Raw genomic sequence first — 23,714 nt, 5'->3', positions numbered from 1 at the left:
CCGGCTTTCAAATTAACGCTCAAAAAAAATAACAAGGAGTCAGCTTATGAATCGTCGTCGTGGGATCCGTTCCCTGTGCTGTGCCGCTTTGGCGGTCACCGCGGTCAGCCTCAGCAGTACGTTGCTGGCGGCCGAGGAAGTGAAGATCGGTTTTCTGGTCAAGCAGGCGGAAGAGCCCTGGTTCCAGACCGAATGGGCCTTCGCCGAAAAGGCCGGCAAAGAGAAAGGCTTCACAGTCATCAAGATCGCCGTACCGGACGGCGAGAAGACCCTTTCCGCCATCGACAGCCTGGCCGCCAACGGCGCCAAGGGTTTCGTGATCTGCCCGCCGGACGTGTCCCTCGGTCCGGCGATCATGGCCAAAGCCAAGCTCAACGGTTTGAAAGTGATTGCCGTGGATGACCGTTTTGTCGATGCCAGCGGCAAGTTCATGGAAGACGTCCCGTACCTGGGCATGGCGGCGTTCGAAGTCGGCCAGAAGCAGGGCGCGGCGATGGCCACTGAAGCGAAAAAACGCGGCTGGGACTGGAAAGACACCTACGCGGTCATCAACACCTACAACGAACTCGACACCGGCAAGAAGCGCACCGACGGTTCGGTCAAGGCGCTGGAAGACGCCGGCATGCCGAAAGACCACATCCTGTTTTCGGCGCTGAAAACCCTCGATGTGCCGGGCAGCATGGACGCCACCAACTCGGCGCTGGTGAAACTGCCGAGCGCGGCGAAAAACCTGATCATCGGGGGCATGAACGACAACACCGTACTGGGCGGCGTGCGCGCTACCGAGAGTGCCGGTTTTGCCGCCGCCAACGTGATTGGCATCGGCATCAACGGCACCGACGCCATCGGCGAACTGAAAAAGCCCAACAGCGGCTTCTTCGGTTCGATGCTGCCGAGCCCGCACATCGAGGGCTACAACACCGCGAGCATGATGTACGAGTGGGTCACCACCGGCAAAGAACCGCCGAAATACACCGCCATGGACGACGTGACCCTGATCACGCGCGACAACTTCAAGCAGGAACTGGAAAAGATCGGCCTCTGGAACTGAGGCGCGGTTGATTTCATCGGCAGCCCTGGCGACGGGGTTGCCTGATCTGTTGATGAGGTGGGTTATGCACGCGCAAGTACAGACACAACACGACAGCGTCGGCGGCAGCCTGCGCTTCAACGGGATCGGCAAGACCTTTCCCGGGGTGAAGGCGCTGGACGGCATCAGCTTCGTTGCCCATCCGGGACAGGTTCATGCCTTGATGGGCGAGAACGGTGCCGGCAAGTCGACGTTGCTGAAAATCCTCGGCGGCGCCTATACGCCGAGCAGCGGTGACCTGCAGATCGGCGAGCGAACGATGGTCTTCAAGTCCACCGCCGACAGCATCGGCAACAAGGTGGCGGTGATCCATCAAGAGTTGCACCTGGTCCCGGAAATGACCGTGGCGGAAAACCTGTTCCTCGGTCATCTGCCCGCCAGTTTCGGCCTGATCAATCGCGGCGCACTGCGTCAGCAAGCGTTGGCCTGCCTCAAAGGGCTGGCCGATGAAATCGACCCGCAAGAGAAAGTCGGGCGCCTGTCCCTGGGGCAACGGCAACTGGTGGAAATCGCCAAGGCGTTGTCCCGTGGCGCGCATGTGATCGCATTCGACGAGCCGACCAGCAGCCTTTCGGCGCGGGAGATCGATCGCTTGATGGCGATCATCGGGCGCCTGCGCGACGAAGGCAAAGTGGTGCTCTACGTCTCCCATCGCATGGAAGAAGTGTTCCGCATCTGTAACGCGGTGACGGTGTTCAAGGACGGCCGCTACGTACGCACCTTCGAGGACATGAGCGAGCTGACCCACGATCAGTTGGTCACGTGCATGGTCGGTCGCGACATTCAGGACATCTACGATTATCGCCCGCGCAAGCGAGGCGCCGTGGCGCTGAGGGTCGACGGTCTGCTCGGGCCGGGCTTGCGTGAGCCGGTGAGTTTCGACGCGCACAAAGGCGAGATTCTGGGGTTGTTCGGCCTGGTCGGTGCCGGTCGTACCGAACTGTTCCGCATACTCAGCGGCCTTGAGCGCAACACCGCCGGGCGCCTGGAATTGCGCGGGCATGAACTGAAACTGCGCTCCCCCCGGGATGCGATTGCGGCGGGGATTCTGCTGTGCCCCGAAGACCGCAAGAAGGAGGGCATCATGCCGCTCTCCAGCGTCGCCGAGAACATCAACATCAGCGCACGCGGCGCCCACTCCACCTTCGGTTGCCTGTTGCGCGGACTGTGGGAGAAAGGCAACGCCGACAAGCAGATCAAGGCGCTGAAAGTAAAAACACCGAGCGCTGAACAGAAAATCATGTACCTGTCCGGCGGCAATCAGCAGAAGGCGATTCTCGGCCGCTGGCTGTCGATGCCGATGAAAATCCTGCTGCTCGACGAACCGACTCGGGGCATCGACATCGGTGCGAAAGCCGAGATCTACCAGATCATCCATAACCTCGCTGAAAGCGGTATCGCGGTGATCGTGGTGTCCAGCGACCTGATGGAAGTGATGGGTATTTCCGACCGCATCCTGGTGCTCTGCGAAGGGGCGATGCGCGGCGAACTGTCCCGTGACGAGGCCAACGAATCCAACCTGCTGCAACTGGCTTTGCCGCGCCAACGCGCTGACGGCGTGGCGAACTGAGAGGTGACTATGATGACAACCCAAAACAACGCTCTGCCCACCCAGCGCAAACCTCTGGACCTGCGGCGCTTTCTCGATGACTGGGTCATGCTGCTGGCGGCTGTCGGGATCTTTGTGCTCTGCACTTTGCTGATCGACAACTTCCTTTCACCACTGAACATGCGCGGGCTGGGCCTGGCGATTTCGACCACCGGGATCGCAGCGTGCACCATGTTGTATTGCCTGGCGTCCGGGCATTTCGACTTGTCGGTGGGCTCGGTGATTGCCTGCGCCGGCGTGGTGGCGGCAGTGGTGATGCGCGACACCGACAGCGTTTTTCTCGGCGTGGTGGCGGCGCTGTTCATGGGGCTGATCGTCGGGCTGATCAACGGAATCGTGATCGCCAAGTTGCGGGTCAATGCGTTGATCACCACGCTGGCGACCATGCAGATCGTTCGCGGTCTGGCCTACATTTTTGCCAATGGCAAAGCAGTGGGCGTGTCGCAAGAGTCGTTCTTCGTCTTCGGTAACGGCCAGTTGTTTGGGGTGCCGGTGCCGATTCTGATCACCATCGTCTGCTTCCTGTTTTTCGGCTGGCTGCTGAACTACACCACCTACGGGCGCAACACCATGGCCATCGGCGGCAACCAGGAAGCGGCGCTGCTCGCCGGGGTCAACGTTGACCGGACCAAGATCATCATCTTCGCCGTGCATGGCGTGATCGGGGCATTGGCCGGGGTGATCCTGGCTTCGCGTATGACCTCGGGACAGCCGATGATCGGCCAGGGTTTCGAGCTGACGGTGATCTCGGCTTGCGTACTCGGCGGGGTGTCGCTGAGTGGCGGGATCGGCATGATCCGGCATGTGATCGCGGGGGTGTTGATTCTGGCAATCATCGAGAACGCGATGAACCTGAAGAACATCGATACGTTTTATCAGTATGTGATTCGCGGTTCGATCCTGTTGTTGGCCGTGGTCATCGACCGCCTCAAACAACGCTGACACCCGTCTCTCGTGGCGAGGGAGCTTGCTCCCTCGCCACGGTTATGCATTCCTTCCGTCACTTCCCCTAAATATTTCTTGCCTGCTACAACCCGTTTCGGTTATCAGTTTGTACATGATTAGACAGGTACGATTTGACAAGAAACAAAGGGTGGTCGACGAACTCATCCGGCGCATTGAAAGCGGCCTCTTGGAGGACGGTTTTTTACTGCCGGGCGAGCATCAGTTGGCTCAAGAATTCAAAGTCAGCCGCGGCACGCTGCGTGAAGCCCTGGCCGAGTTGAAACGGCGCCACTACATCGCGACGCAAAGCGGTGTCGGTTCCATCGTCACCTTCGACGGCGTGGTGCTTGATCAGCGCAGCGGCTGGGCGCAGGCCCTGGCCGACAACGGGGCGCTGATCAATACCGAAGTGCTGCGGCTCGAGGCGGTAACCCGTCCTGACCTGCTGCCGCGTTTCGGCACCGACCAGTTCATCACCCTCGACCGCCGACGTCGTTCCACCGACGGCAAGCTGGTTTCCCTCGAACGCTCATTGATGCCCGCCACCGGAGGCCTGGAAAGCCTGCCGCGTGTCGGCCTGATCGACAATTCCCTGACCATCACCCTGGCCGCGTACGGCTACATCGGCGAGCGCGGCGATCAATGGATCGGCGCCGAACCCTTGAACGCCGAAGACGCCGAACTGCTCGGCCGCCCGGTCGGTACGGTTTTCCTCAAAGCCTTGCGCACCACATACGACCGGCAAAACCGCTTCATGGAGCAAGTCGAAAGCCTGCTTGATCCGGTGCACTTTCGCCTGCACCTGCAATTTGGAAACCCGCAATGACCGCGTTCAATCGTGCCCTGGGCGCGTTTTACGGACTGGCCCTGGGCGATGCGCTGGGCATGCCTACCCAATCCCTGAGCCGCGCTGAAATCAAGGCGCGCTTTGGCGACATCACCGATCTGCAAGACGCTGGTCCCGATCAACCCATCGCGGCCAACATGCCCAAAGGCTCGATCACCGACGACACCGAACAGGCCATTCTGGTCGGTCAGTTGTTGATCGACGGCAAAGGCAAGATCGAACCGTCGGTGCTGGCCCAGCGGTTGATCGAATGGGAAGCCGCGATGCAGGCCAAGGACTCACAGGATTTGCTCGGCCCATCGACCAAACGGGCGATCGAGATGATTCTCGCCGGCCAGTCGCCGGAAGAAGCAGGGCGCTATGGCACCACCAACGGCGCGGCGATGCGCATCACGCCGGTCGGGATTTCGGCGGATGTCAGCGATCCCGAGCGTTTCATCAGCGCCGTGGTGCAGGCCTGCCAGGTCACTCACAACACCACGCTGGGCATTTCCAGCGCGGCGGCGGTGGCGGCGGTGGTGTCCGCCGGCATCAACGGCATGGACCTGGGCGAAGCGCTGAACCTCGGCCAGCAGATCGCTCTGCAAGCGGAAAGTCACGGCCACTGGGTCGCGGGCGGACGCATCGCCTCGCGCATCAGTTGGGCGCGGACGATCAGCGTCGACAGTGACAAGGCGCTGCTGGCGGACTTGATGTACGACGTGATCGGCACTTCGGTGGCGTCACAGGAGTCGGTGGTGGTTTCGTTTGCCCTGGCCCAACAAGTGGCCATCGGTGAGATGAATGCCTTCGAAGCTGTGTGCATGGCGGCCAGTCTTGGCGGCGACACAGACACCATCGCGGCGATTCTGGGGGCCATGCTGGGGGCCTGTCTGGGGCTTGAGAGCTGGCCTGTCGGGATGATCGACAAGGTCAAAGCCGTTAACTCGTTGGAGCTGGAACCGTTGGTAAAAGGACTGTTGGCTCTTCGCTGACCGGACTGGCGCCATCGCTGGCTTGCCGGCGATGGCTGCGCCGCTTGTTTGAATTTTTCACCCGCAATGGATCGCACTGACTTGGCCAGGACAGCCGGGCTGTTGTTTTCGTCTTCCGTCATTGCCCATAACCACAACAAAGGCAACAGGAGCATTTCACATGAGTTCATCGAACGCCGGGCAAAGTGCCGGGCAACTGGAAACCCGTGGCATCGAACCGGTGCCGGAAGCAGAGTGCAACGGTCATCCGCTGCAACTGTTCTGGGTCTGGTTCGCTGCCAACATTTCCATCCTCGGCCTGCCGCTGGGCGCCACGCTGGTAGCGTTTCGCGGGTTGGCGATCTGGCAGGCGATCATCGTCGCGATCCTCGGCGCGGCCGGATCCTTCGCGGTGGTCGGGATCATTTCCATCGCCGGTCGCCGTGGTCGCGCACCGAGCCTGACGCTGTCGCGGGCGATCTTTGGTGTGCGCGGCAATATCGGCCCGACCCTGGTTTCGTTGATGTCGCGGCTGGGTTGGGAAACCGTCAATACCACCACCGCCGCTTTCGTGTTGTTGTCGTTGTGCTCGATCCTGTTCGGCTCTCCGGTGGAGGCCAAAAGTGCGCCGATGTTGACCCTGGTGTTCATCGCGATTTTCGTGCTGCTGACGTTGTCGGTGTCTGGCCTTGGGCACGCGACGTTGCTGGTGATTCAGAAGTGGGCGACCTACGTGTTCGGCGCGCTGAACATTCTGGTCGGCGGTTTCCTTTGCGCCACCATCGACTGGAGTGCCGTGTTCAACGCCACGCCTGCACCGCTTAGCGCAATGATCATCGGCGTCGGCACCATGGCCGCCGGCACCGGGATCGGTTGGGCCAACGCCGGTGCCGACATGTCGCGCTATCAGCATCGCAGCGTCAAAGCCGTGCGCCTGGTGGCCTCGGCCGCATTCGGTGCGGGGATTCCGCTGGTGTTGCTGATCACCCTCGGCGGCTTGCTGTCGGTGGGTAACAATGACCTGGCGTCGGCCACTGACCCGATCATTGCGATCCGCGACATGCTGCCGACGTGGATGGCCGTGCCTTACCTGATCACCGCCTTCGGCGGCTTGCTGCTGTCGAACAACCTGTCGGTGTACTCCGCCGGTTTGACCACGTTGACCCTGGGCCTCAAGGTCAAGCGCGTCTACGCCGTGGTGGTCGACATCGTTGCCATCTTCGCCGGTTCGATTTACTTCATGCTGATCGCCGACAGTTTCTACGGCCCGTTCATTACCTTCATTTCCTTGCTGGCCGTGCCGATCACGGCGTGGGTCGGGATCTTCGTCGTCGACCTGATCCACCGTCATTACTACAGCCCCAAGGATCTGCTGGACGTCAGCCCGAGCAGCGCCTACTGGTACCGCGGCGGCGTCGAGTGGCGCGCCTTCGGTGCGTGGGCGGTGGCGATCGTGCTGGGTTTCAGCTTCACCACCATCGGCACCACCGAACAAACCGTCTGGTTCCGCGGGTTCCTCTCCGATTCGTGGCTGGGCCACAACGGCCTCGGCTGGATCGTGACGTTCCTGGTCGCTGGCGGGATTTACTTCGTACTCGGTGGCGCCAGGGATCGCCGCGCCGCATTGCTCGAGAATGCTCATGCCTAAGCTGTTGCACACCGGCCAGGTCATCATCGACCTGGTCATGGCCGTGGATAAACTGCCGCAGCCCGGCGGCGATGTACTGGCGCAGTCCGCCAGTTTCGAAGCGGGCGGCGGCTTCAATGTGATGGCTGCGGCGCAGCGTAATGGTTTGCCGGTGGTTTACCTCGGCCGGCATGGCACCGGCCGTTTCGGTGATCTGGCGCGGGAGGCGATGAAGGCTGAAGGCATCCACATAGGCATTGCTCACAGCGCGGAGCGCGATACCGGATTGTGCGTGGCGATCACCGACGCCTCGGCCGAGCGCAGTTTCGTTTCCTACATTGGCGCCGAAGGCGAAGTGACTGCCGAGGACCTGGCGAGTGTGCCCGCCGAGGCGGGCGATTATGTCTACGTCAGCGGCTACAGCCTGCTGCATGTCGGCAAGGCTCAGGCGCTGGTGGATTGGGTGCTGGCGTTGCCGGCCGGGATTAACGTGGTGTTCGATCCGGGCCCGTTGGTGGAGTCACCGGATGCGCCGTTGATGCAGGCCTTGTTGCCGCGCATCGATATTTGGACCAGCAACAGTGTCGAAGCGCTGCAGTTTACCGGGGCGTCGGACATCGCGGAGGCGCTTGATCGGTTGACCGATTATCTGCCCGCCGAGGTGCTGATGGTGGTTCGCGATGGGCCCCAAGGTTGCTGGATCAGTCAGCATGGCGAGCGTCAGCCTGTGCCGGGTTTCGAGGTCGAGGCGGTGGACAGCAATGGCGCGGGCGATGCGCACGCCGGGGTGTTTGTGGCTGGGTTGGCGCAAGGGCTGTCGGCGGGCGAGGCAGCGCGGCGGGCGAATGCGGCGGCGGCACTCGCAGTGACTCGCTGGGGGCCGGCGACTTCGCCGGGGGCGGATGAGGTGGATGCACTGATCAGCAAAACATTCTGCGGCTGATCTGGCTCTATCGCTGGCAGGCCAGCTCCCACAGGATTCGGGGTGTAAACAAAAACTGTGAACACCTTAATCACTGTGGGAGCTGGCCTGCCAGCGATAGGGCCCGCACATTGAATAAATTTTGACCCTTACCCAGCCTTGCGCAACGCCTCGATCAATTCCTGCTTGCGCATACTCGAACGCCCCGGAATCTTCTTCGCCGTGGCTTCCTTCCTCAAACTGTCCACCGTCTGCGTCTGCCGCGACGCCTTGCTGTTACGCGGGTGACCTTCACGACTGGCTACCGCACGCCGCGAAGATCCCTTGCGGTCTTCGGCCTTCGCACTCGCCGGTTTCTTGCGCCCGGAACCACCGCTGCGCTCACCACCACCCGACTGCTTGTTCACCGTCGCCCAGGCGCGGGCCTCCGCTTCCTCTTTCGAGACACCTTTGTGCTCGTAGCTCTCTTCGATGTGCTCGGCCTTGCGCTTTTGTTCGGCGGTGTATTTGTCTTTGCTTCCACGAGGCATGGGATTTCTCCTGCTGCTCTTAGGCGCTGGCGAAGCCTGCGAGCTTTTGGTCTTCTTGAATCAACGTCAAAAGATCGCAGGCTGCGGCAGCTCCTACACGGTTAGACGTCCAGCTTGCGCGCCGCCTCAACCCCGGCCGCGCTGAGTTTGATCGGCAAATTCAACGAGTGCTCGCCGGTCTCGTCGCAGATCACATGCCCATGTTGAATCAACCCGCGATCCTGCAGCGTGGCAAGGGCACTGGCCACGACTTTCTCCCCCCGGTAATTGTCCAGAACCTCCTTGCCCAACCCGTTCGGGTGGGCGTGCAGCAGACGGGTCAGGACTTCTTTCTCAAGGTTTTTATCGACGTTCATGGTTACCTCTTCATGGATGTGGACAGGTACAGCTCGCGTGGGCGATTTATTGGCTGGCGCCGCCTTCGGAACCCGAGCCACCGGTGGTGGTTTTCGAGCCGATGCCGGTGCCGGCGTTATCGGGTGTCTGGGTGTCGGGCATGTTCATGCCACCCTGACGGCCCGCGTCGTTTCCCTGGATCCGCGGATCGGTGCCCGTGGACGGCGGCAGGCTGCTATCGACACCGGAACCATTGGTGTTGATGCCGGGTGCGCTTTGAATGGCGGGGGATTTGGGCTTTTCCACCGGGTCGGTCGGGCCGGTACCGGAGGCGGTGTTCGCGGCAAGGGCAGCAGAGGACAGCAGGGTAGCGAGAGCGAGGGCGGTCAGTCGGGACATGATCATGGTGTCGTCTCCATTTAATTAGAGTCCTTACCTGATATTGGTCCGCCCCCCCATCGGGTTGGTGCCTGATGAACGACGAACGGTTCAGGCCTGCTGCGGCGTCTTGACCCTGAAGCGGCGCCAGAGCAAGCGGCCCACGGTGATCAGCCAGTTCAGCAGCGCGACGCAGAGAACGGAGAGCAACAGTGTGGTCATCCCGTATTCAACGATGATCTGTCCGGCCAGCAACGGAAAACCGAACACGCCGATGAAGTACGACAGGCTGAACAACAGCAACGATTGCGCAGTGGTGCCGCTCGGCGCTTCGTTCGCGGCCAGGCCGTTGATCACCGAATACGTCAGCCCGTAACCGACGCCCAGCATCACCGCGGCCAGCGCGTAGCTGAAGCCGCTGTCGACCACGAAACCGAACATCACGATCGAGCCTGTCATCAGCCCCGACAACAGGCAGGATGTGCGGAACGGATCGCGCTTGACCACCAACCCGGCAATCAACATCCGACTGCTGATCGCCGCGCCCATGAAACCGAAAAAGAACAGCGAGTAATCCAGAGAGCGAGACGCCGCGTAACTGGTTTGAAAACTCGACAGGCCACCGAACACGCAACCGCCAAGGCCGACCATGATGATCGGGAACACCGCTCTGGACGACAGCACTTGAACCGTTGCACGCCAGGAAATACGCGCGACCGAGGCGGTGGGCGAAGGTGCCTTTTTCAGTTGCGCATCCAGGCGCCAGAACAGTACAACGCCGATCAGGCTGGCGAGTGCTGCGAGGTAAAACGCCGCCGTCACCGGATAGCCGAGCGCACTGGCTGCGCGCCCCAGCAGAGGGCCACTGCCGATCCCGGTCATCATGCTGCCCGACAGCAGCGCAAAATATTTGGCACGCTGCGCGGGCGTCACCAGGCTCGCGACGATGATCGGCCCGAGCGTGTAGAAAACGCCCCAGCCCAACCCCAGCAGCAACCCGAACAGGAGCAGCAGAGGGCCGAAACCCGGCGTCAGCGCAAAGCCCAGGCTGGCCGCTACCAGCAGCACGCCGAACAGCGCAATCGAACGCGCCGCCCCGAGTAGATCAGACAAATGCCCAGAGACAATCACCGCTGCAAACGTGCTGAGCATCGCCGCCGAAATCACGCTGCCGGCATCGTGTTCGTTGCCGCCACGGGAGCCGATCAGCAACGACAGCAAAAACGTCGCGCCGTAAGACAGCGACAGCAAATAGCTGGCGAGGCAAAACAGGCCGAACAGCTTGCTGGAGACTTGAGGTGGTGCGATGGACATGACGCGGTTCCTTGACCCGATAACGGTGAGTGTCATCTGTCTATCATGCGAGGCGCGGATGTTAGGTCCGAGGTTGTCGATTTCAGGGTTAGTGCTGGCCGGAGTAATGCCTGTACATGATCGCCTTGTAGCTTTTGTGGCGAGGGAGCTTGCTCCCGCTGGGCTGTGAAGCAGCCCTAAAACAAGCGACGCGGTCTTTCAGGCAGGCAGGGGTCGACCTGGGAAGGGACTGCTGCGCAGTCCAGCGGGAGCAAGCTCTCTCGCCACAGACTGCGAGCCGACTTAGTATGGCGTTTTCCACTTTTGACGAAGGCACGTCCATGACGATCGAAATCCGCCCGGCGACCCCCAGCGATGCACCGCAAATCCTCGGGTTCATCACTGAACTGGCCGATTATGAACGTGCCCGCCACGAAGTCATCGCCAGCGTCGCCGACATCGAGCGCAGTCTGTTCAGCGAAGGCGCCACGGCCCACGGACTGATCTGCCTGCGGGACGGTTTGCCGATTGGTTTTGCGGTGTTCTTCTTCAGCTACTCCACCTGGCTCGGCAGTAACTGCCTGTACCTCGAAGACCTCTACATCACCCCCGAACAGCGTGGCGGCGGCGCGGGAAAAACCTTGCTGCGCCACTTGGCGAAAATCGCCTGCGCCAATGATTGCGGTCGGTTCGAGTGGAGCGTGCTGGACTGGAACAAGCCGGCCATCGAATTCTATAAATCCCTGGGGGCGCAGCCGCAGGAAGAATGGGTTCGGTACCGGATGGATGGCGCGGTATTAAGGGATTTTGCCGCGGGCAATTGAATCCTTAAAAGATCGCAGCCTTCGGCAGCGCCTACCGGTGTAGGTGCTATCGAGGCTGCGATCTTTTTTTGCCATAATCCCAAAATATGGGATGTATATTTATATATTGAGATTTGTCCGCTTTCGGGTTTATAGTCCAGCTCACTCACTGCCAATAAAACAAAACAGGTGAAGCGATGCTGGCGCAATTGATCGCGCTCGATTGGGGGACAACCTCATTACGTGCTTACAAACTCGCCGCGGGTGGCCAGGTGCTCGAACAGCGTTCGCTGTCATCGGGGATCATGCAGCTGCCCCGGACGCCGCGAATCATTAACGGTCAGGTATGCACAGACGGTTTTGAACTGGCCTTTGACGAGGCTTGCGGTGACTGGCTCGATGAACAACCCGCTTTGCCGGTGATTGCCTGCGGTATGGTTGGCAGCGCGCAGGGCTGGCGCGAAGCGGCCTACCGCGATACACCGGCGAACGTCGCCAATCTCGGAACTTCCCTACAAACCATTCGCAGTCTTCGCGGTGTCGATGTGCACATCGTGCCGGGCGTGATTCAACGTTCGCGGCTGCCGAACGTGATGCGTGGTGAAGAAACCCAGGTCCTCGGCGTGCTGCAAAACCTGCCGAGCGGGGCGGGCAGTGATCTGTTGATCGGCCTGCCGGGCAGTCATTCGAAATGGGTGGAAGTGGCCGACGGCTGCATCGTGCATTTCGATACCTTCATGACCGGTGAAGTCTTCGCCGTGCTCAGTGAACACAGCATTCTGGGACGCACTCAGCAGCGCGGCGCATCCTTCGATGGCGACGCGTTCGACCGCGGTGTGCAAGTGGCCCTGTCGGTGGACGGCGAGGTCGGCCCGTTGTCGACGCTGTTCAGCGCCCGCAGCCTCGGGCTGACCGGCGAGTTGAGCGGCAGCGCGCAACCGGACTATCTGTCCGGCCTGTTGATCGGTCATGAGCTGTCGGCGCTGGCCACTGTTCAGCGGCGTCGGCGCAACAGCGTCCATCTGCCGGCAATCATCCTCATCGGTAACTCACAACTGTGTGCCCGCTACAGCCGGGCCCTCGACGCCTGCGGTTTTGCTCGCGTGACGCTGGCCGAACACGCCACCGAACGCGGGCTGTGGCAGTTGGCGCTCGCTGCCGGACTCGTCACCCCACATCCATCCCGTTAAACCTGACTGGAGGTCTGACATGCTCAAGCAAGCCCTGGCGCAAAACGGCCTGATCGCAATCCTGCGCGGCCTGCGCCCGCAGGAAGCGGCGGCTATCGGAGAAGTCCTTTACGCAGCCGGATTTCGCGTCATCGAAGTGCCGCTCAATTCCCCCGAACCGTACGAAAGCATCCGCATCCTGCGCAGTACTTTGCCCGCCGATTGCCTGATCGGTGCCGGCACGGTGCTGACGCCGGAGCAGGTCGAGCAAGTGAAAGCCGCCGGCGGGCAGGTGATCGTCATGCCCCACAGCGATCCCAAGGTGCTTCGTGCAGCGAAAGCGGCGGGGCTGTTCCTGTCGCCGGGCGTTGCGACACCGACCGAAGCTTTCGCCGCACTGGCCGAAGGGGCGGATGTGCTGAAGATGTTTCCGGCCGAGCAAATGGGGCCGGCGGTTGTAAAAGCCTGGCTGGCGGTGTTGCCCGCCGGAACCATTCTGGCGCCGGTGGGCGGGATCACCCCGGAGAATATGCAGGTGTTTATCGACGCCGGCGTCAAAGGCTTCGGTCTCGGGTCCGGGCTGTTCAAACCGGGCATGACGCCGGAGCAGGTGGCGTCCAACGCCAAAGCCTACGTCGCTGCATGGAACGCTCTGCGTTAAGACTTTTTTGGCGCCGAGCGCGCTGCATCTAACAAGAGAGAGAAGAGATGAAAATCACCAAACTCACCACTTTCATCGTTCCGCCGCGCTGGTGCTTCCTCAAGGTCGAAACCGACGAGGGCGTGACCGGTTGGGGCGAGCCCGTGGTCGAAGGCCGTGCCCACACCGTGGCAGCGGCCGTTGAAGAATTATCCGACTACCTGATCGGCAAAGACCCACGCAACATCGAAGACATCTGGACCGTGCTGTACCGCGGCGGCTTCTACCGGGGCGGCGCGATCCACATGAGTGCCCTGGCCGGTATCGATCAGGCGTTGTGGGACATCAAGGGCAAGGCGTTGGGTGTGTCGGTCAGCGATCTGCTCGGTGGTCAGGTGCGGGACAAGATTCGTGTCTATTCGTGGATCGGCGGTGACCGTCCGGCAGACACCGCGCGTGCAGCGAAAGAGGCGGTGGAGCGTGGTTTCACTGCGGTGAAAATGAACGGCACCGAAGAGCTGCAATTCCTCGATTCCTTCGAGAAAGTCGACCTCGCCCTGGCCAACGTCGCAGCCGTGCGTGACGCGGTCGGGCCGAACGTCGGCATCGGCGTGGACTTCCATGGCCGGGTGCACAAGCCTATGGCCAAGGTGCTGATGAAGGAGCTCGATCCGTACAAGCTGATGTTCATCGAAGAACCGGTACTCAGCGAAAACTACGAAGCGCTGAAAGAACTGGCGCCGCTGACCAGCACGCCGATCGCCCTGGGTGAGCGCCTGTTCTCGCGCTGGGATTTCAAGCGCGTGCTCAGCGAAGGTTACGTCGACATCATCCAGCCCGATGCTTCTCACGCTGGCGGCATCACCGAAACCCGCAAGATCGCCAACATGGCCGAAGCCTACGACGTCGCGCTGGCGCTGCATTGCCCGCTGGGCCCGATTGCCCTCGCGGCGTGTCTGCAACTGGATGCGGTTTGCTACAACGCGTTCATCCAGGAGCAGAGCCTGGGCATTCACTACAACGAGAGCAACGACCTGCTGGATTACGTCAAGGATCCGCGGGTGTTCGATTACGACAAAGGCTTCGTGAAGATTCCGAATGGTCCGGGCCTGGGCATCGAGATCAACGAGGAGTATGTGATCGAACGCGCGGCGGTCGGGCACCGCTGGCGCAACCCGATCTGGCGGCATGCCGATGGCAGTTTTGCCGAGTGGTGAGTTCTGTCTGACCCATCGCAACCCCTGTGGGAGCCAGCCTGCTGGCGATTCGGTCAGCACATCCGGCATGGATGGTGACTGATACACCGCGATCGCCAGCAGGCTGGCTGGCTCCCACAGTTTGATCTCCATGGACACGGAGATCTGCAGTTTCACATCGACCTCAATAAACATAAGAAGAGGCAATCCCCATGCAACCGCAAACCCTCACCGGGCAGGCGTCGTTGGTGGCGCCCAGCCGCAAGCGTTTTTTCATCATGGTCCTGCTGTTCATCACCGTGGTGATCAACTACCTGGACCGCAGCAACCTGTCCATCGCCGCCCCGGCGCTGACCAGCGAACTGGGCATCGACCCGATCCACGTCGGGCTGATTTTCTCGGCGTTCGGCTGGACCTACGCCGCCATGCAGATCCCCGGCGGTTGGCTGGTGGATCGCGTCCCGCCGCGCATTCTCTACAGCGTCGCGTTGCTGCTGTGGTCGATCGCCACGGTGATGCTCGGTTTCGCCGCCAGCTTCATCGCGCTGTTCGTGTTGCGCATGGCAGTCGGTGCCCTGGAAGCCCCGGCGTATCCGATCAATAGCCGCGTGGTCACTACCTGGTTTCCCGAACGCGAACGCGCCACAGCCATTGGTTTCTACACCTCCGGCCAGTTCGTTGGCCTGGCGTTCCTTACCCCGGTACTCGCGTGGTTGCAGCATGAGTTTGGCTGGCACATGGTGTTTGTCAGCACCGGCGCGGTGGGCATTCTCTGGGCGGTGATCTGGTACTTGGTGTATCGCGAACCACGGGATTTCAAAGGTGCCAATGACGCTGAAATCGACCTGATCCGCGAAGGCGGCGGGCTGGTGGATATCCAGGCCGAGACGGCCAAGGCCAAAGCGAAATTCAGCTGGACTGACCTTGGCATCGTGCTGACCAAGCGCAAGTTGTGGGGCATCTACCTCGGTCAGTTCTGCCTCAACTCGACGTTGTGGTTTTTCCTGACGTGGTTCCCGACCTACCTGGTGAAATACCGCGGCATGGACTTCATCAAGTCCGGCCTGTTGGCGTCGCTGCCGTTTCTCGCGGCTTTCGTCGGCGTGCTCTGTTCCGGGTTTTTCTCCGACTTCCTGATCCGCCGCGGGTACACGGTGGGTTTCGCTCGCAAGTTGCCGATCATTGGCGGCTTGCTGATTTCCACCTCGATCATTGGCGCCAACTTCGTCGAGTCGACGCCGTTGGTAATTGCCTTCCTCGCACTGGCCTTCTTCGGCAATGGTCTGGCTTCGATCACTTGGTCGCTGGTCTCAACGCTGGCACCGGCACGGTTGTTGGGGCTGACCGGCGGCGTGTTTAATTTCATCGGCAACCTGTCGGCGATCACCACACCGATTGTCATCGGTTTCCTCGCCACCGGTGATTCGTTCGCCCCGGCGATCACCTACATCTCGGTTCTGGCGTTGATCGGTGCGCTTTCCTACATTCTGCTGGTCGGGAAGGTCGAGCGTATCAAGTTGTAGTCGCAGCCGTCGGGCGACCATAATGCCGCCCGTTCCCTCGCTCAACGGTAAAGGCTGGATATGCAGGAAGACGCCCCAAAAATCGCCAAGGACGCCGCCCCGACCGGCACCCAGACACTGCTTCGCGGTCTGGGTGTGGTTCAGGCCGTGGCCAGTGGCGCCCGCGATCTCAAGGAAATCGCCCGGCTGATCGGCACGACGCGCAGCACCACCCATCGTCTGGCCAGTTGCCTGGTGGACGAGCGTTATCTGCGCGTGGTGCCGCAAGTCGGGTATCTGTTGGGGCCGAAGTTGATTGAGTTGGGTTTTCAGGCTCGCGAGGAATTGCCTCTGGTGACGTTGGCCGGGCCATATCTGGATGAGTTGTCGGCGTTGACCGGCGACACCATCCACCTGGCGATTCGCGAGGGCGACGAGGTCCTGTACCTGCACAAGAATCCGGGGCGCAATGGCCCGGAAATGCGCTCGCGGGTCGGCCATCGCATGCCGTTGGCGCGCACCGGGATCGGCAAGGCCCTGATGCTCGATGACACGCAGGAAGAATGGCAACGGCTGTACGAAGTCAGCTTGCCGGCGGGTGGGAAAAATCAGTTCTGGCCGCAGCACCCGGAGCAATCCTGGGAGCAGTTTCAGCAGCGCATGGTCGAGTACGTGGCGGGCGGCTACGCCTTCGATCTGGAAGACAACGAACCGTCGATCCGTTGTGTCGCGGCGCCGATCCGGGATGCCAGCAAACGCATTGTCGCCGGCATCAGCATCGCCAGCACCGTGCCGTACATGCCGCTGGAAAAAATGGCCGAGCTGATTCCCCTGATCAAAGGGGTCACGGCCCGGCTCTCGGCAGAACTGGGTGCGAAGGTTTAGACCTTCAGCGTCGCCATGTCGATGACGAAACGGTACTTCACGTCACCGGCAATCATACGGGCGTAAGCCTCGTTGATCTGGCGGATGTCGAGCATTTCGATGTCGCAGGTGATGTTGTGCTCTGCGCAGAAATCCAGCACTTCCTGGGTTTCGGCGATGCCGCCGATCAGCGAGCCGGCCAGTACGCGACGGCTCATCACCAGTTTGCCGGCGTGGACCGCTGGATCGACCGGTTCGATCAGCCCGACCAGAATGTGCACGCCGTCGAAACGTAGCGTGTCGAGGTAGGGATTGAGGTCGTGCTGCACCGGAATGGTGTCCAGCAGAAAGTCGAAATGGCCTGCTGCTGCCTTCATCTGCCCGGCGTCGGTGGACACGATCACATGGTCCGCACCCTGGCGACGACCTTCTTCAGCCTTGCTTGCCGAACGGGTGAACAGCGTCACTTCCGCGCCCATCGCCTTGGCAAACTTGATACCCATGTGGCCGAGGCCGCCCATGCCTAGAATCCCGACCTTGTCGCCGGCCTTGACGCCGTAGTGTTTGAGCGGCGAGTAGGTGGTGATGCCGGCGCAGAGAATCGGCGCGGCGCTGGCCAGATCGAGCTTTTCCGGAATGCGCACGACGAAGTGTTCACTGACGACGATGCTGTCGGAATAGCCGCCCATGGTGTTGCTGCCATCCACTCGGTCGGGTGTGGCGTAGGTCATGGTCGGACCTTCGAGGCAATATTGCTCGAGGTTGGCCTGGCAAGCTTCGCAGCTGCGGCAGGAATCGACCATGCAGCCGACGCCGACCAAGTCGCCGACTTGATGTCGGGTTACGTTCGCACCGATGGCGGTCACTTTGCCTACGATCTCGTGACCGGGCATCAGCGGGTAAACGGCAATGCCCCACTCGTTGCGTGCCTGGTGGATGTCGGAATGGCAGACGCCGCAATAGAGAATGTCGATCGCAACGTCGTCGGCGCGGGGGCTGCGGCGCTCGAATTTCATGGGGGCGAGGGGAGTGGTGGCTGATTGAGCGGCGTATCCGATGGCGGTGTACATGATGAACCTCGCAAAAGCGGTGACAGGTGAGGCGGCGCATTCTGGGCGCGGTGCCGGTCACCGGCCATGGCGATTCCTCCGGGTGTCATGCCTATTCCTCCGGCATCAGCGTTCGATGGATCAAATGCGCGATCAGACCTGCGATGATGTTTTCATCCCGATTTCCGCGACTTTTTTGTGAAGAGCTCCCATGTTGTTGACCCGTCATCTCGATGCCAATGCCACGCTGGTTTCGCTGATCCAGCCTTTGACCACTCGCGATGGTTTTGCGCCGACAGCATTGCCGGGCGTGCAGGTTTTGCGCGCCAGCTGTGATGTGGCACGCGGTCCGCAGATCTATGAACCGAGTCTGGTCATCATCGCCCAGGGCAGCAAACTGGCGTATCTGGGGGCTCGTACGCTGGAATACGGTGCCGGGCATTACCTGATTCAGGCATTGCCGGTGCCTTTTGAGTGCGAGACTTTCTCGGCGCCTGATGGGCCGATGCTTGGGGTTTCGATTGCCATCGATCGGGTGCTGCTCGGTGAGTTGGTGTTGGCCATGGGGCTGGCGCCGGGGCGCAATATTCCTGCGCAGACACCCGAGTCGATGACCTCGGCGGTGCTCGACGATGCGATGCGTGGTTGTGTGGAACGGCTGTTGCGTTGCCTGCACGATCCGCTGGAATGCCAGATCATGGGGCCGGCGCGGTTGCGGGAATTGTTGTTCGTCGCGTTGCGTGGTCCGCAAGCGGATGTGTTGCGCGCGCTGGTGGAACAACAGGGCCAATTCGCTCGGGTTGCCGCTTCGCTCAGTCATCTGCACGCGCATTACACCGAGCCATTGAACGTCGAGACCCTGGCCAGTTGCGCGAACATGAGTGCGTCGACCTTTCATGAGCATTTCAAGCGCAGCACCTTGTTGTCGCCGGTGCAGTACTTGAAGCGATTACGTTTGCTGAAGGCGCAACAGTTGTTGCTCACCGAAGGGTTGGGTGTGGCGCAGGTGGCGCATCGAGTCGGGTATCAGAGCACGTCGCAGTTCAGTCGCGAGTACAAGCGCTACTTTGAGCGCAATCCCGGGGATGAGCGCGCCGCCTGATAAATCGTGGGCAACAAAAAAGGCCCCCATTTAGGGAGCCTTGTTGTTCAGCGATTCGACTTACATGTTCGGGTAAGTCGGTCCGCCAGCACCTTCCGGTGCCACCCACGTGATGTTCTGTGCAGGGTCCTTGATGTCGCAGGTCTTGCAGTGAACGCAGTTCTGGGCGTTGATCTGGAAGCGCTTCTCGCCGTCTTCCTTGGTCACCACTTCGTACACGCCGGCCGGGCAGTAGCGCTGGGCAGGTTCATCGTACATCGGCAGGTTCTTGCTGATCGGGATGCTTGGATCGGTCAGCTTCAAGTGGCAAGGCTGTTCTTCTTCGTGGTTGGTCCCCGAGATGAACACCGAGCTGAGTTTGTCGAAGCTGATCTTGCCGTCCGGTTTCGGGTAGTCGATCTTCTTGCAGTCGGCCGCCAGCTTCAGGCAAGCGTAATCAGGCTTGGTGTCGTGCAAGGTGAACGGCAGTTTGCCGCCGAAGATGTTCTGGTCCAGCCAGTTGAAACCACCGCCGACGATGGCGCCGAATTTGTGGATCGCCGGGCCGAAGTTGCGGCTGGCGAACAGTTCGTCGTAGAGCCAGCTCTTCTTGAATGCGTCGACGTAAGTGGTCAGCTCTTCGGTGCCGTCTTTTTCGGCGAACAGTGCCTCGGCGACGGATTCAGCGGCGAGCATGCCGGACTTCATCGCGGTGTGGCTGCCTTTGATCTTGGCGAAGTTCAGGGTGCCGAGGTCGCAACCGATCAGTGCGCCGCCCTTGAAGACCATTTTCGGCAGCGAATTCAGGCCGCCTTTGCAGATGGCGCGGGCACCGTAGCTGATGCGCTTGCCGCCTTCCAGGTACTGCTTGAGCACCGGGTGATGCTTGAGGCGCTGGAACTCGTCGAACGGCGACAGGTAGGTGTTGCTGTAGGAAAGATCGACGATCAGACCGACCACCACCTGGTTGTTTTCCAGGTGATATAGGAAGGAGCCGCCGGTGTTCTCGGTGCCCATGATGTCCAGCGGCCAGCCGGCGGTGTGCACCACCAGGCCTGGCTGATGCTTGGCCGGGTCGATTTCCCAGATTTCCTTCAGGCCGATGCCGTAGTGCTGGGCGTCGGCTTCGCTGTCGAGGTTGAAGCGCTTGATCAACTGCTTGCCGATGTGGCCGCGGCAACCTTCGGCGAACAGCGTGTACTTGCCACGCAGTTCCATGCCCGGGGTGTACAGGCCTTCTTTCGGATGACCTTCGCGGTCAACGCCCAGGTCGCCGGTGATGATCCCGCGAACTACGCCGTTCTCGTCGAACAGCGCTTCTTGTGCGGCGAAGCCCGGGTAGATTTCCACGCCCAGGTTTTCGGCCTGCTGAGCCAGCCAGCGGCACAGGTTGCCCAGGGAGATGATGTAGTTGCCTTCGTTGTGCATGGTCTTGGGCACAAAGAGGTCAGGAATTTTCTGCGCACTGTCGGCGTTCTTGAGAACGAAGATGTCGTCGCGTGTCACCGGCGTGTTCAGCGGGGCGCCGAGTTCTTTCCAGTCCGGGAACAATTCGTTCAGGGCGCGTGGTTCGAACACGGCACCGGACAGGATGTGAGCACCGACTTCGGAGCCTTTTTCGACCACGCAGACGCTGATTTCCTTACCGGCTTCAGCAGCCTTCTGCTTCAAGCGGCAGGCGGCGGAAAGACCAGCGGGGCCGGCACCGACGATGACCACGTCGAATTCCATGTATTCGCGTTCCACAGGTTATCTCCTACTCAAGGCTCAACAGTTTTTTTTCTAATTGGAGGTTTGGTGTCGCATCCATGAATTCCTGCGTAATGCAGGAAGAGGACAATCGATGAACCACCTTTCTCTTTGGGTGGCGCATTATATCTACACCACTCCTAGCGTCCAATACAAACGTTTGTTTGAATCGGCTCAAAGCCAGAGAAATCAAAGTCACGCGGCTTATGACTGGCCATTTTGCCGTATTGACCGGAATAGGCGTTCCGGTCAAGATACGGTCGGTTTTGCGCTCGCCGTAGGCTGACTGTTGGTTTCAAGAGCACCTCTAAAGACAGGGCGATGGCAGTACAAGGTGATGCGCGGTGCAATGTTGGCGCGCAGTTTACACGCCGCGATATTGAATGACTTGTTGGTCACCACTGACGAACGGTCATCAACTTCATGAGCGATGGTCACTTGACACGTATGCCGGCGTTTTTAGAGGTGCCCTTGCGCCCGATGAGCATCAACCGCCAGGTTCGCCTAGGCGACTTTCTTTTCACCGGAGAGTAACGAGGAATCCATGAAGGTTCTTGTAGCTGTCAAACGCGTTGTGGATTACAACGTCAAGGTTCGCGTCAAGGCGGACAATTCCGGCGTCGACCTCGCTAACGTGAAGATGTCGATGAACCCATTCTGCGAAATCGCCGTGGAAGAAGCCGTACGCCTGAAAGAGAAAGGTGTTGCGACTGAAATCGTCGTCGTTTCCGTCGGCCCGTCCACCGCTCAAGAGCAGCTGCGCACCGCGCTGGCTCTGGGTGCCGACCGCGCCATCCTCGTCGAATCCGCTGAAGATCTGACTTCCCTGGCCGTTGCCAAATTGTTGAAAGCGGTTGTCGACAAGGAACAGCCTCAGCTGGTGATCCTTGGCAAACAGGCCATCGACAGCGACAACAACCAGACTGGCCAGATGCTCGCTGCACTGAGCGGTTACGGTCAGGGCACCTTCGCTTCGAAAGTCGAAGTGTCCGGCGACAGCGTTGCCGTGACCCGGGAAATCGACGGCGGCGCGCAGACCGTTTCCCTGAAACTGCCGGCCATCGTCACCACCGACCTGCGTTTGAACGAGCCGCGCTACGCGTCCCTGCCAAACATCATGAAAGCCAAGAAGAAGCCTCTGGAAGTGCTGACTCCGGACGCTTTGGGCGTTTCCACCGCCTCCACCAACAAGACCGTGAAAGTCGAAGCGCCGGCTGCACGCAGCGCGGGCATCAAGGTCAAGTCGGTGGCTGAACTGGTCGAGAAACTGAAAAACGAAGCGAAGGTAATCTAATCATGACTATCTTGGTAATCGCTGAACACGACAACAAAGTGCTGGCCCCGGCCACGCTGAACACCGTGGCCGCTGCTGCCAAAATCGGCGGCGACATCCACGTGCTGGTTGCCGGTCAAGGCGCTGGCGCCGTGGCTGAAGCCGCTGCGAAAATCGCTGGCGTGGCAAAAGTGCTGGTGGCCGACAACGCCGCCTACGCTCACCAACTGCCGGAAAACGTTGCGCCGCTGGTAGCCGAATTGGGCGCTGGCTACAGCCACATCCTGGCTGCCGCGACTTCCAACGGCAAAAACATCCTGCCGCGCGTTGCCGCCCAGCTGGACGTTGACCAGATCTCCGAGATCATCTCGGTCGAAAGCGCTGACACCTTCAAGCGCCCGATCTACGCCGGTAACGCCATCGCGACCGTTCAGTCGAACGCTGCGGTCAAAGTCATCACCGTTCGCGCCACCGGTTTCGATCCGGTCGCGGCTGAAGGTGGTTCGGCTGCCGTTGAAGCGGTTGCTGCTGCGCACAACGCCGGCACTTCCAGCTTCGTTGGTGAAGAACTGGCCAAGTCCGATCGTCCGGAGCTGACCGCTGCCAAAATCGTCGTTTCCGGCGGTCGCGGCATGCAGAACGGCGACAACTTCAAACACCTGTACGCCCTGGCCGACAAGCTGGGCGCTGCCGTTGGTGCTTCCCGCGCCGCGGTCGACGCAGGTTTCGTACCCAACGACATGCAGGTCGGTCAGACCGGCAAGATCGTTGCTCCACAGCTGTACATCGCCGTCGGTATCTCCGGCGCGATCCAGCACCTGGCTGGCATGAAAGACTCCAAAGTGATCGTTGCGATCAACAAGGATGAAGAAGCGCCGATCTTCCAGGTGGCCGATTACGGCCTGGTGGCGGACCTGTTCGAAGCCATCCCTGAGTTCGAGAAGCTGGTCTAATCCAGCGGCTTGACCTATAAAGAGCCCGACCTTTTGGTCGGGCTTTTTTTTGTTCCGGATTTGAGTGGGAGAGTGTCGCCATGGATTTGCGCCGAGTGTTCGGTTGGTCATTGCTGTTGGGCCTGACGGTGTTGCCAACACTGTCTGTCGCCGCGGGCAAGTGCGAACGCCTGGTGGTCACCGGCAGCCCGGATGCGCCGCCGTACCTGTGGCAAGACCCGCAAAATCCCAAGCACCTGATCGGCGCCAGTGCCGATTTGTTGCAGCACGTGGCAGGGGAGTTGGGCATCAAGGTCGAGTTGCTGTACGCCGGCAAACGCTCCCAGGCCCTCGATGAAGTGCGCAGCGGGCGCATGGACATGCTGGCGGATGCGCCGTTGACGGTCAGCGAACTGGAAACCCTGGATTACATTCATCCGCCGTTGCTGGAAAACGATTACCTGGTCTGGACCCGAAAGGATTCGCCACTGGTCTACAACGAAGCCCAGGACCTCCACGGTCATCCCGGCGCAGTGTCGGAAAAGTTTCGGATGACCACGGCATTTGGGACGTTCGCCGAGCAGCAATTGACCCTCATCCGTACACCAAACCTCACCCAAGCCCTTCAGAAACTGCTGTTGGGCGAGGTGGAATTTGTTCTCGCCGGACGCTACTCCGGCATGGCGGCCGCGCAGGCACTGAGCATGGCCAACGATCTTGTGGCGCGTCCACAACCGGTCGACAAACCCGGCCTGTACCTCGCGGTTTCCCATAACTCCGCCTGCAACGATCCGTGGTTGCGCGGACAGCTGGCCAAAAAGATGACAGAATTGCCCGCGTCCGGACTGACGGAAGCCGCGCTGCAACGCAACATCGAGCGTTGGAAAGCGCAGCAACAACAACCCGCCAGTACCCCAAAACAGTAG

23 protein-coding genes are annotated in these 23,714 nt (G+C 60.6%); 17 read left to right on the top strand and 6 right to left on the bottom strand.

Annotation, left to right across the window (positions count from 1 at the left end):
* The first annotated feature begins 46 nt into the window (after positions 1-46).
* The 7 genes from ACM6I5_RS28620 to ACM6I5_RS28590 all read left to right on the top strand — a co-directional run bounded on the left by ACM6I5_RS28620 (position 47) and on the right by ACM6I5_RS28590 (position 8,014).
* Positions 47-1,051 carry a substrate-binding domain-containing protein gene (locus ACM6I5_RS28620; RefSeq protein ID WP_017340098.1) on the top strand — a complete coding sequence of 335 codons (1,005 nt, stop codon included), beginning with the start codon at positions 47-49 and terminating at the stop codon, positions 1,049-1,051.
* 64 nt (positions 1,052-1,115) lie between these two features.
* Positions 1,116-2,660 carry an L-arabinose ABC transporter ATP-binding protein AraG gene (gene araG, locus ACM6I5_RS28615; RefSeq protein ID WP_017340097.1) on the top strand — a complete coding sequence of 515 codons (1,545 nt, stop codon included), beginning with the start codon at positions 1,116-1,118 and terminating at the stop codon, positions 2,658-2,660.
* A gap of 12 nt (positions 2,661-2,672) precedes the next feature.
* Positions 2,673-3,641, top strand: a complete 969-nt coding sequence (gene araH / locus ACM6I5_RS28610; protein WP_031319061.1) for an L-arabinose ABC transporter permease AraH — start codon at positions 2,673-2,675, stop codon at positions 3,639-3,641.
* A 115-nt stretch (positions 3,642-3,756) separates the two neighbouring features.
* Positions 3,757-4,470, top strand: a complete 714-nt coding sequence (locus ACM6I5_RS28605; protein WP_017340095.1) for a GntR family transcriptional regulator — start codon at positions 3,757-3,759, stop codon at positions 4,468-4,470.
* Entirely contained in the window at positions 4,467-5,465 is a 999-nt protein-coding gene (locus ACM6I5_RS28600) for an ADP-ribosylglycohydrolase family protein (protein WP_017340094.1), read from the top strand. Before ACM6I5_RS28605 ends, ACM6I5_RS28600 begins: the two co-directional genes overlap by 4 nt.
* 160 nt (positions 5,466-5,625) lie before the next feature.
* Entirely contained in the window at positions 5,626-7,092 is a 1,467-nt protein-coding gene (locus ACM6I5_RS28595; RefSeq protein ID WP_017340093.1) for a purine-cytosine permease family protein, read from the top strand.
* Positions 7,085-8,014: a PfkB family carbohydrate kinase gene (locus tag ACM6I5_RS28590; RefSeq protein ID WP_414885134.1), complete on the top strand. Its 930-nt coding sequence runs from the start codon at positions 7,085-7,087 to the stop codon at positions 8,012-8,014. Before ACM6I5_RS28595 ends, ACM6I5_RS28590 begins: the two co-directional genes overlap by 8 nt.
* A 128-nt stretch (positions 8,015-8,142) precedes the next feature.
* On the opposite strand, the gene ACM6I5_RS28585 is transcribed toward ACM6I5_RS28590, so the two are convergent.
* The 4 genes from ACM6I5_RS28585 to ACM6I5_RS28570 form a co-directional block, all read right to left on the bottom strand.
* Positions 8,143-8,523 carry a Rho termination factor N-terminal domain-containing protein gene (locus ACM6I5_RS28585; protein ID WP_017340091.1) on the bottom strand — a complete coding sequence of 127 codons (381 nt, stop codon included), beginning with the start codon at positions 8,521-8,523 and terminating at the stop codon, positions 8,143-8,145.
* 101 nt (positions 8,524-8,624) lie between these two features.
* Complete coding sequence (locus ACM6I5_RS28580; protein ID WP_017340090.1) at positions 8,625-8,879, bottom strand: hypothetical protein; 255 nt, start codon at positions 8,877-8,879, stop codon at positions 8,625-8,627.
* 46 nt (positions 8,880-8,925) lie between these two features.
* On the bottom strand, positions 8,926-9,264 hold the full coding sequence (locus ACM6I5_RS28575; protein WP_017340089.1) for a hypothetical protein: 339 nt from the start codon (positions 9,262-9,264) through the stop codon (positions 8,926-8,928).
* Between the two features lie 84 nt (positions 9,265-9,348).
* Complete coding sequence (locus ACM6I5_RS28570) at positions 9,349-10,551, bottom strand: MFS transporter (RefSeq protein WP_414885133.1); 1,203 nt, start codon at positions 10,549-10,551, stop codon at positions 9,349-9,351.
* Positions 10,552-10,871: 320 nt separating this feature from the next.
* Between ACM6I5_RS28570 and ACM6I5_RS28565 the strand changes: the two genes are divergently transcribed.
* The 6 genes from ACM6I5_RS28565 (at position 10,872) to ACM6I5_RS28540 (ending at position 16,725) form a co-directional block, all read left to right on the top strand.
* On the top strand, positions 10,872-11,354 hold the full coding sequence (locus ACM6I5_RS28565; RefSeq protein ID WP_031319060.1) for a GNAT family N-acetyltransferase: 483 nt from the start codon (positions 10,872-10,874) through the stop codon (positions 11,352-11,354).
* 176 nt (positions 11,355-11,530) lie between these two features.
* Entirely contained in the window at positions 11,531-12,523 is a 993-nt protein-coding gene (locus tag ACM6I5_RS28560; protein ID WP_017340086.1) for a 2-dehydro-3-deoxygalactonokinase, read from the top strand.
* 19 nt (positions 12,524-12,542) lie between these two features.
* Complete coding sequence (locus tag ACM6I5_RS28555; RefSeq protein WP_017340085.1) at positions 12,543-13,163, top strand: 2-dehydro-3-deoxy-6-phosphogalactonate aldolase; 621 nt, start codon at positions 12,543-12,545, stop codon at positions 13,161-13,163.
* Between the two features lie 47 nt (positions 13,164-13,210).
* The gene (dgoD, locus tag ACM6I5_RS28550; RefSeq protein WP_008152275.1) at positions 13,211-14,359 is read left to right on the top strand and encodes a galactonate dehydratase; all 1,149 of its coding nucleotides are present in this window, start codon (positions 13,211-13,213) and stop codon (positions 14,357-14,359) included.
* Between the two features lie 191 nt (positions 14,360-14,550).
* Positions 14,551-15,861, top strand: coding sequence for an MFS transporter (locus ACM6I5_RS28545; RefSeq protein WP_414885132.1), 1,311 nt, complete (start codon positions 14,551-14,553; stop codon positions 15,859-15,861).
* Positions 15,862-15,921: 60 nt separating this feature from the next.
* A complete protein-coding gene (locus tag ACM6I5_RS28540; protein WP_008152270.1) occupies positions 15,922-16,725 on the top strand; it encodes an IclR family transcriptional regulator in 804 nt (267 codons plus the stop codon).
* Here ACM6I5_RS28540 and ACM6I5_RS28535 read toward each other — a convergent pair.
* Positions 16,722-17,774, bottom strand: coding sequence for an NAD(P)-dependent alcohol dehydrogenase (locus ACM6I5_RS28535; protein WP_414885131.1), 1,053 nt, complete (start codon positions 17,772-17,774; stop codon positions 16,722-16,724). The two genes, ACM6I5_RS28540 and ACM6I5_RS28535, sit on opposite strands and share 4 nt — an antisense overlap.
* A gap of 190 nt (positions 17,775-17,964) precedes the next feature.
* Here ACM6I5_RS28535 and ACM6I5_RS28530 point away from each other — a divergent pair, with 190 nt between their 5' ends.
* A complete protein-coding gene (locus ACM6I5_RS28530; RefSeq protein WP_017340082.1) occupies positions 17,965-18,855 on the top strand; it encodes an AraC family transcriptional regulator in 891 nt (296 codons plus the stop codon).
* A 60-nt stretch (positions 18,856-18,915) separates the two neighbouring features.
* Here ACM6I5_RS28530 and ACM6I5_RS28525 read toward each other — a convergent pair whose 3' ends face one another.
* Positions 18,916-20,580, bottom strand: a complete 1,665-nt coding sequence (locus tag ACM6I5_RS28525) for an electron transfer flavoprotein-ubiquinone oxidoreductase (RefSeq protein ID WP_414878068.1) — start codon at positions 20,578-20,580, stop codon at positions 18,916-18,918.
* A 547-nt stretch (positions 20,581-21,127) separates the two neighbouring features.
* On the opposite strand from ACM6I5_RS28525, the gene ACM6I5_RS28520 reads away from it, so the two are divergent.
* The 3 genes from ACM6I5_RS28520 to ACM6I5_RS28510 all read left to right on the top strand — a co-directional run bounded on the left by ACM6I5_RS28520 (position 21,128) and on the right by ACM6I5_RS28510 (position 23,714).
* Positions 21,128-21,877, top strand: a complete 750-nt coding sequence (locus ACM6I5_RS28520) for an electron transfer flavoprotein subunit beta/FixA family protein (protein ID WP_017340080.1) — start codon at positions 21,128-21,130, stop codon at positions 21,875-21,877.
* A 2-nt stretch (positions 21,878-21,879) separates the two neighbouring features.
* A complete protein-coding gene (locus ACM6I5_RS28515) occupies positions 21,880-22,809 on the top strand; it encodes an electron transfer flavoprotein subunit alpha/FixB family protein (RefSeq protein ID WP_017340079.1) in 930 nt (309 codons plus the stop codon).
* Positions 22,810-22,889: 80 nt separating this feature from the next.
* Positions 22,890-23,714, top strand: coding sequence for a substrate-binding periplasmic protein (locus ACM6I5_RS28510; RefSeq protein WP_017340078.1), 825 nt, complete (start codon positions 22,890-22,892; stop codon positions 23,712-23,714).

This window comes from Pseudomonas sp. IT-P171 (assembly GCF_949767765.1).
GTDB classification, from domain to species: domain Bacteria; phylum Pseudomonadota; class Gammaproteobacteria; order Pseudomonadales; family Pseudomonadaceae; genus Aquipseudomonas; species Aquipseudomonas fluorescens_B.
This window is presented reverse-complemented; position numbering and strand designations above follow the sequence as displayed.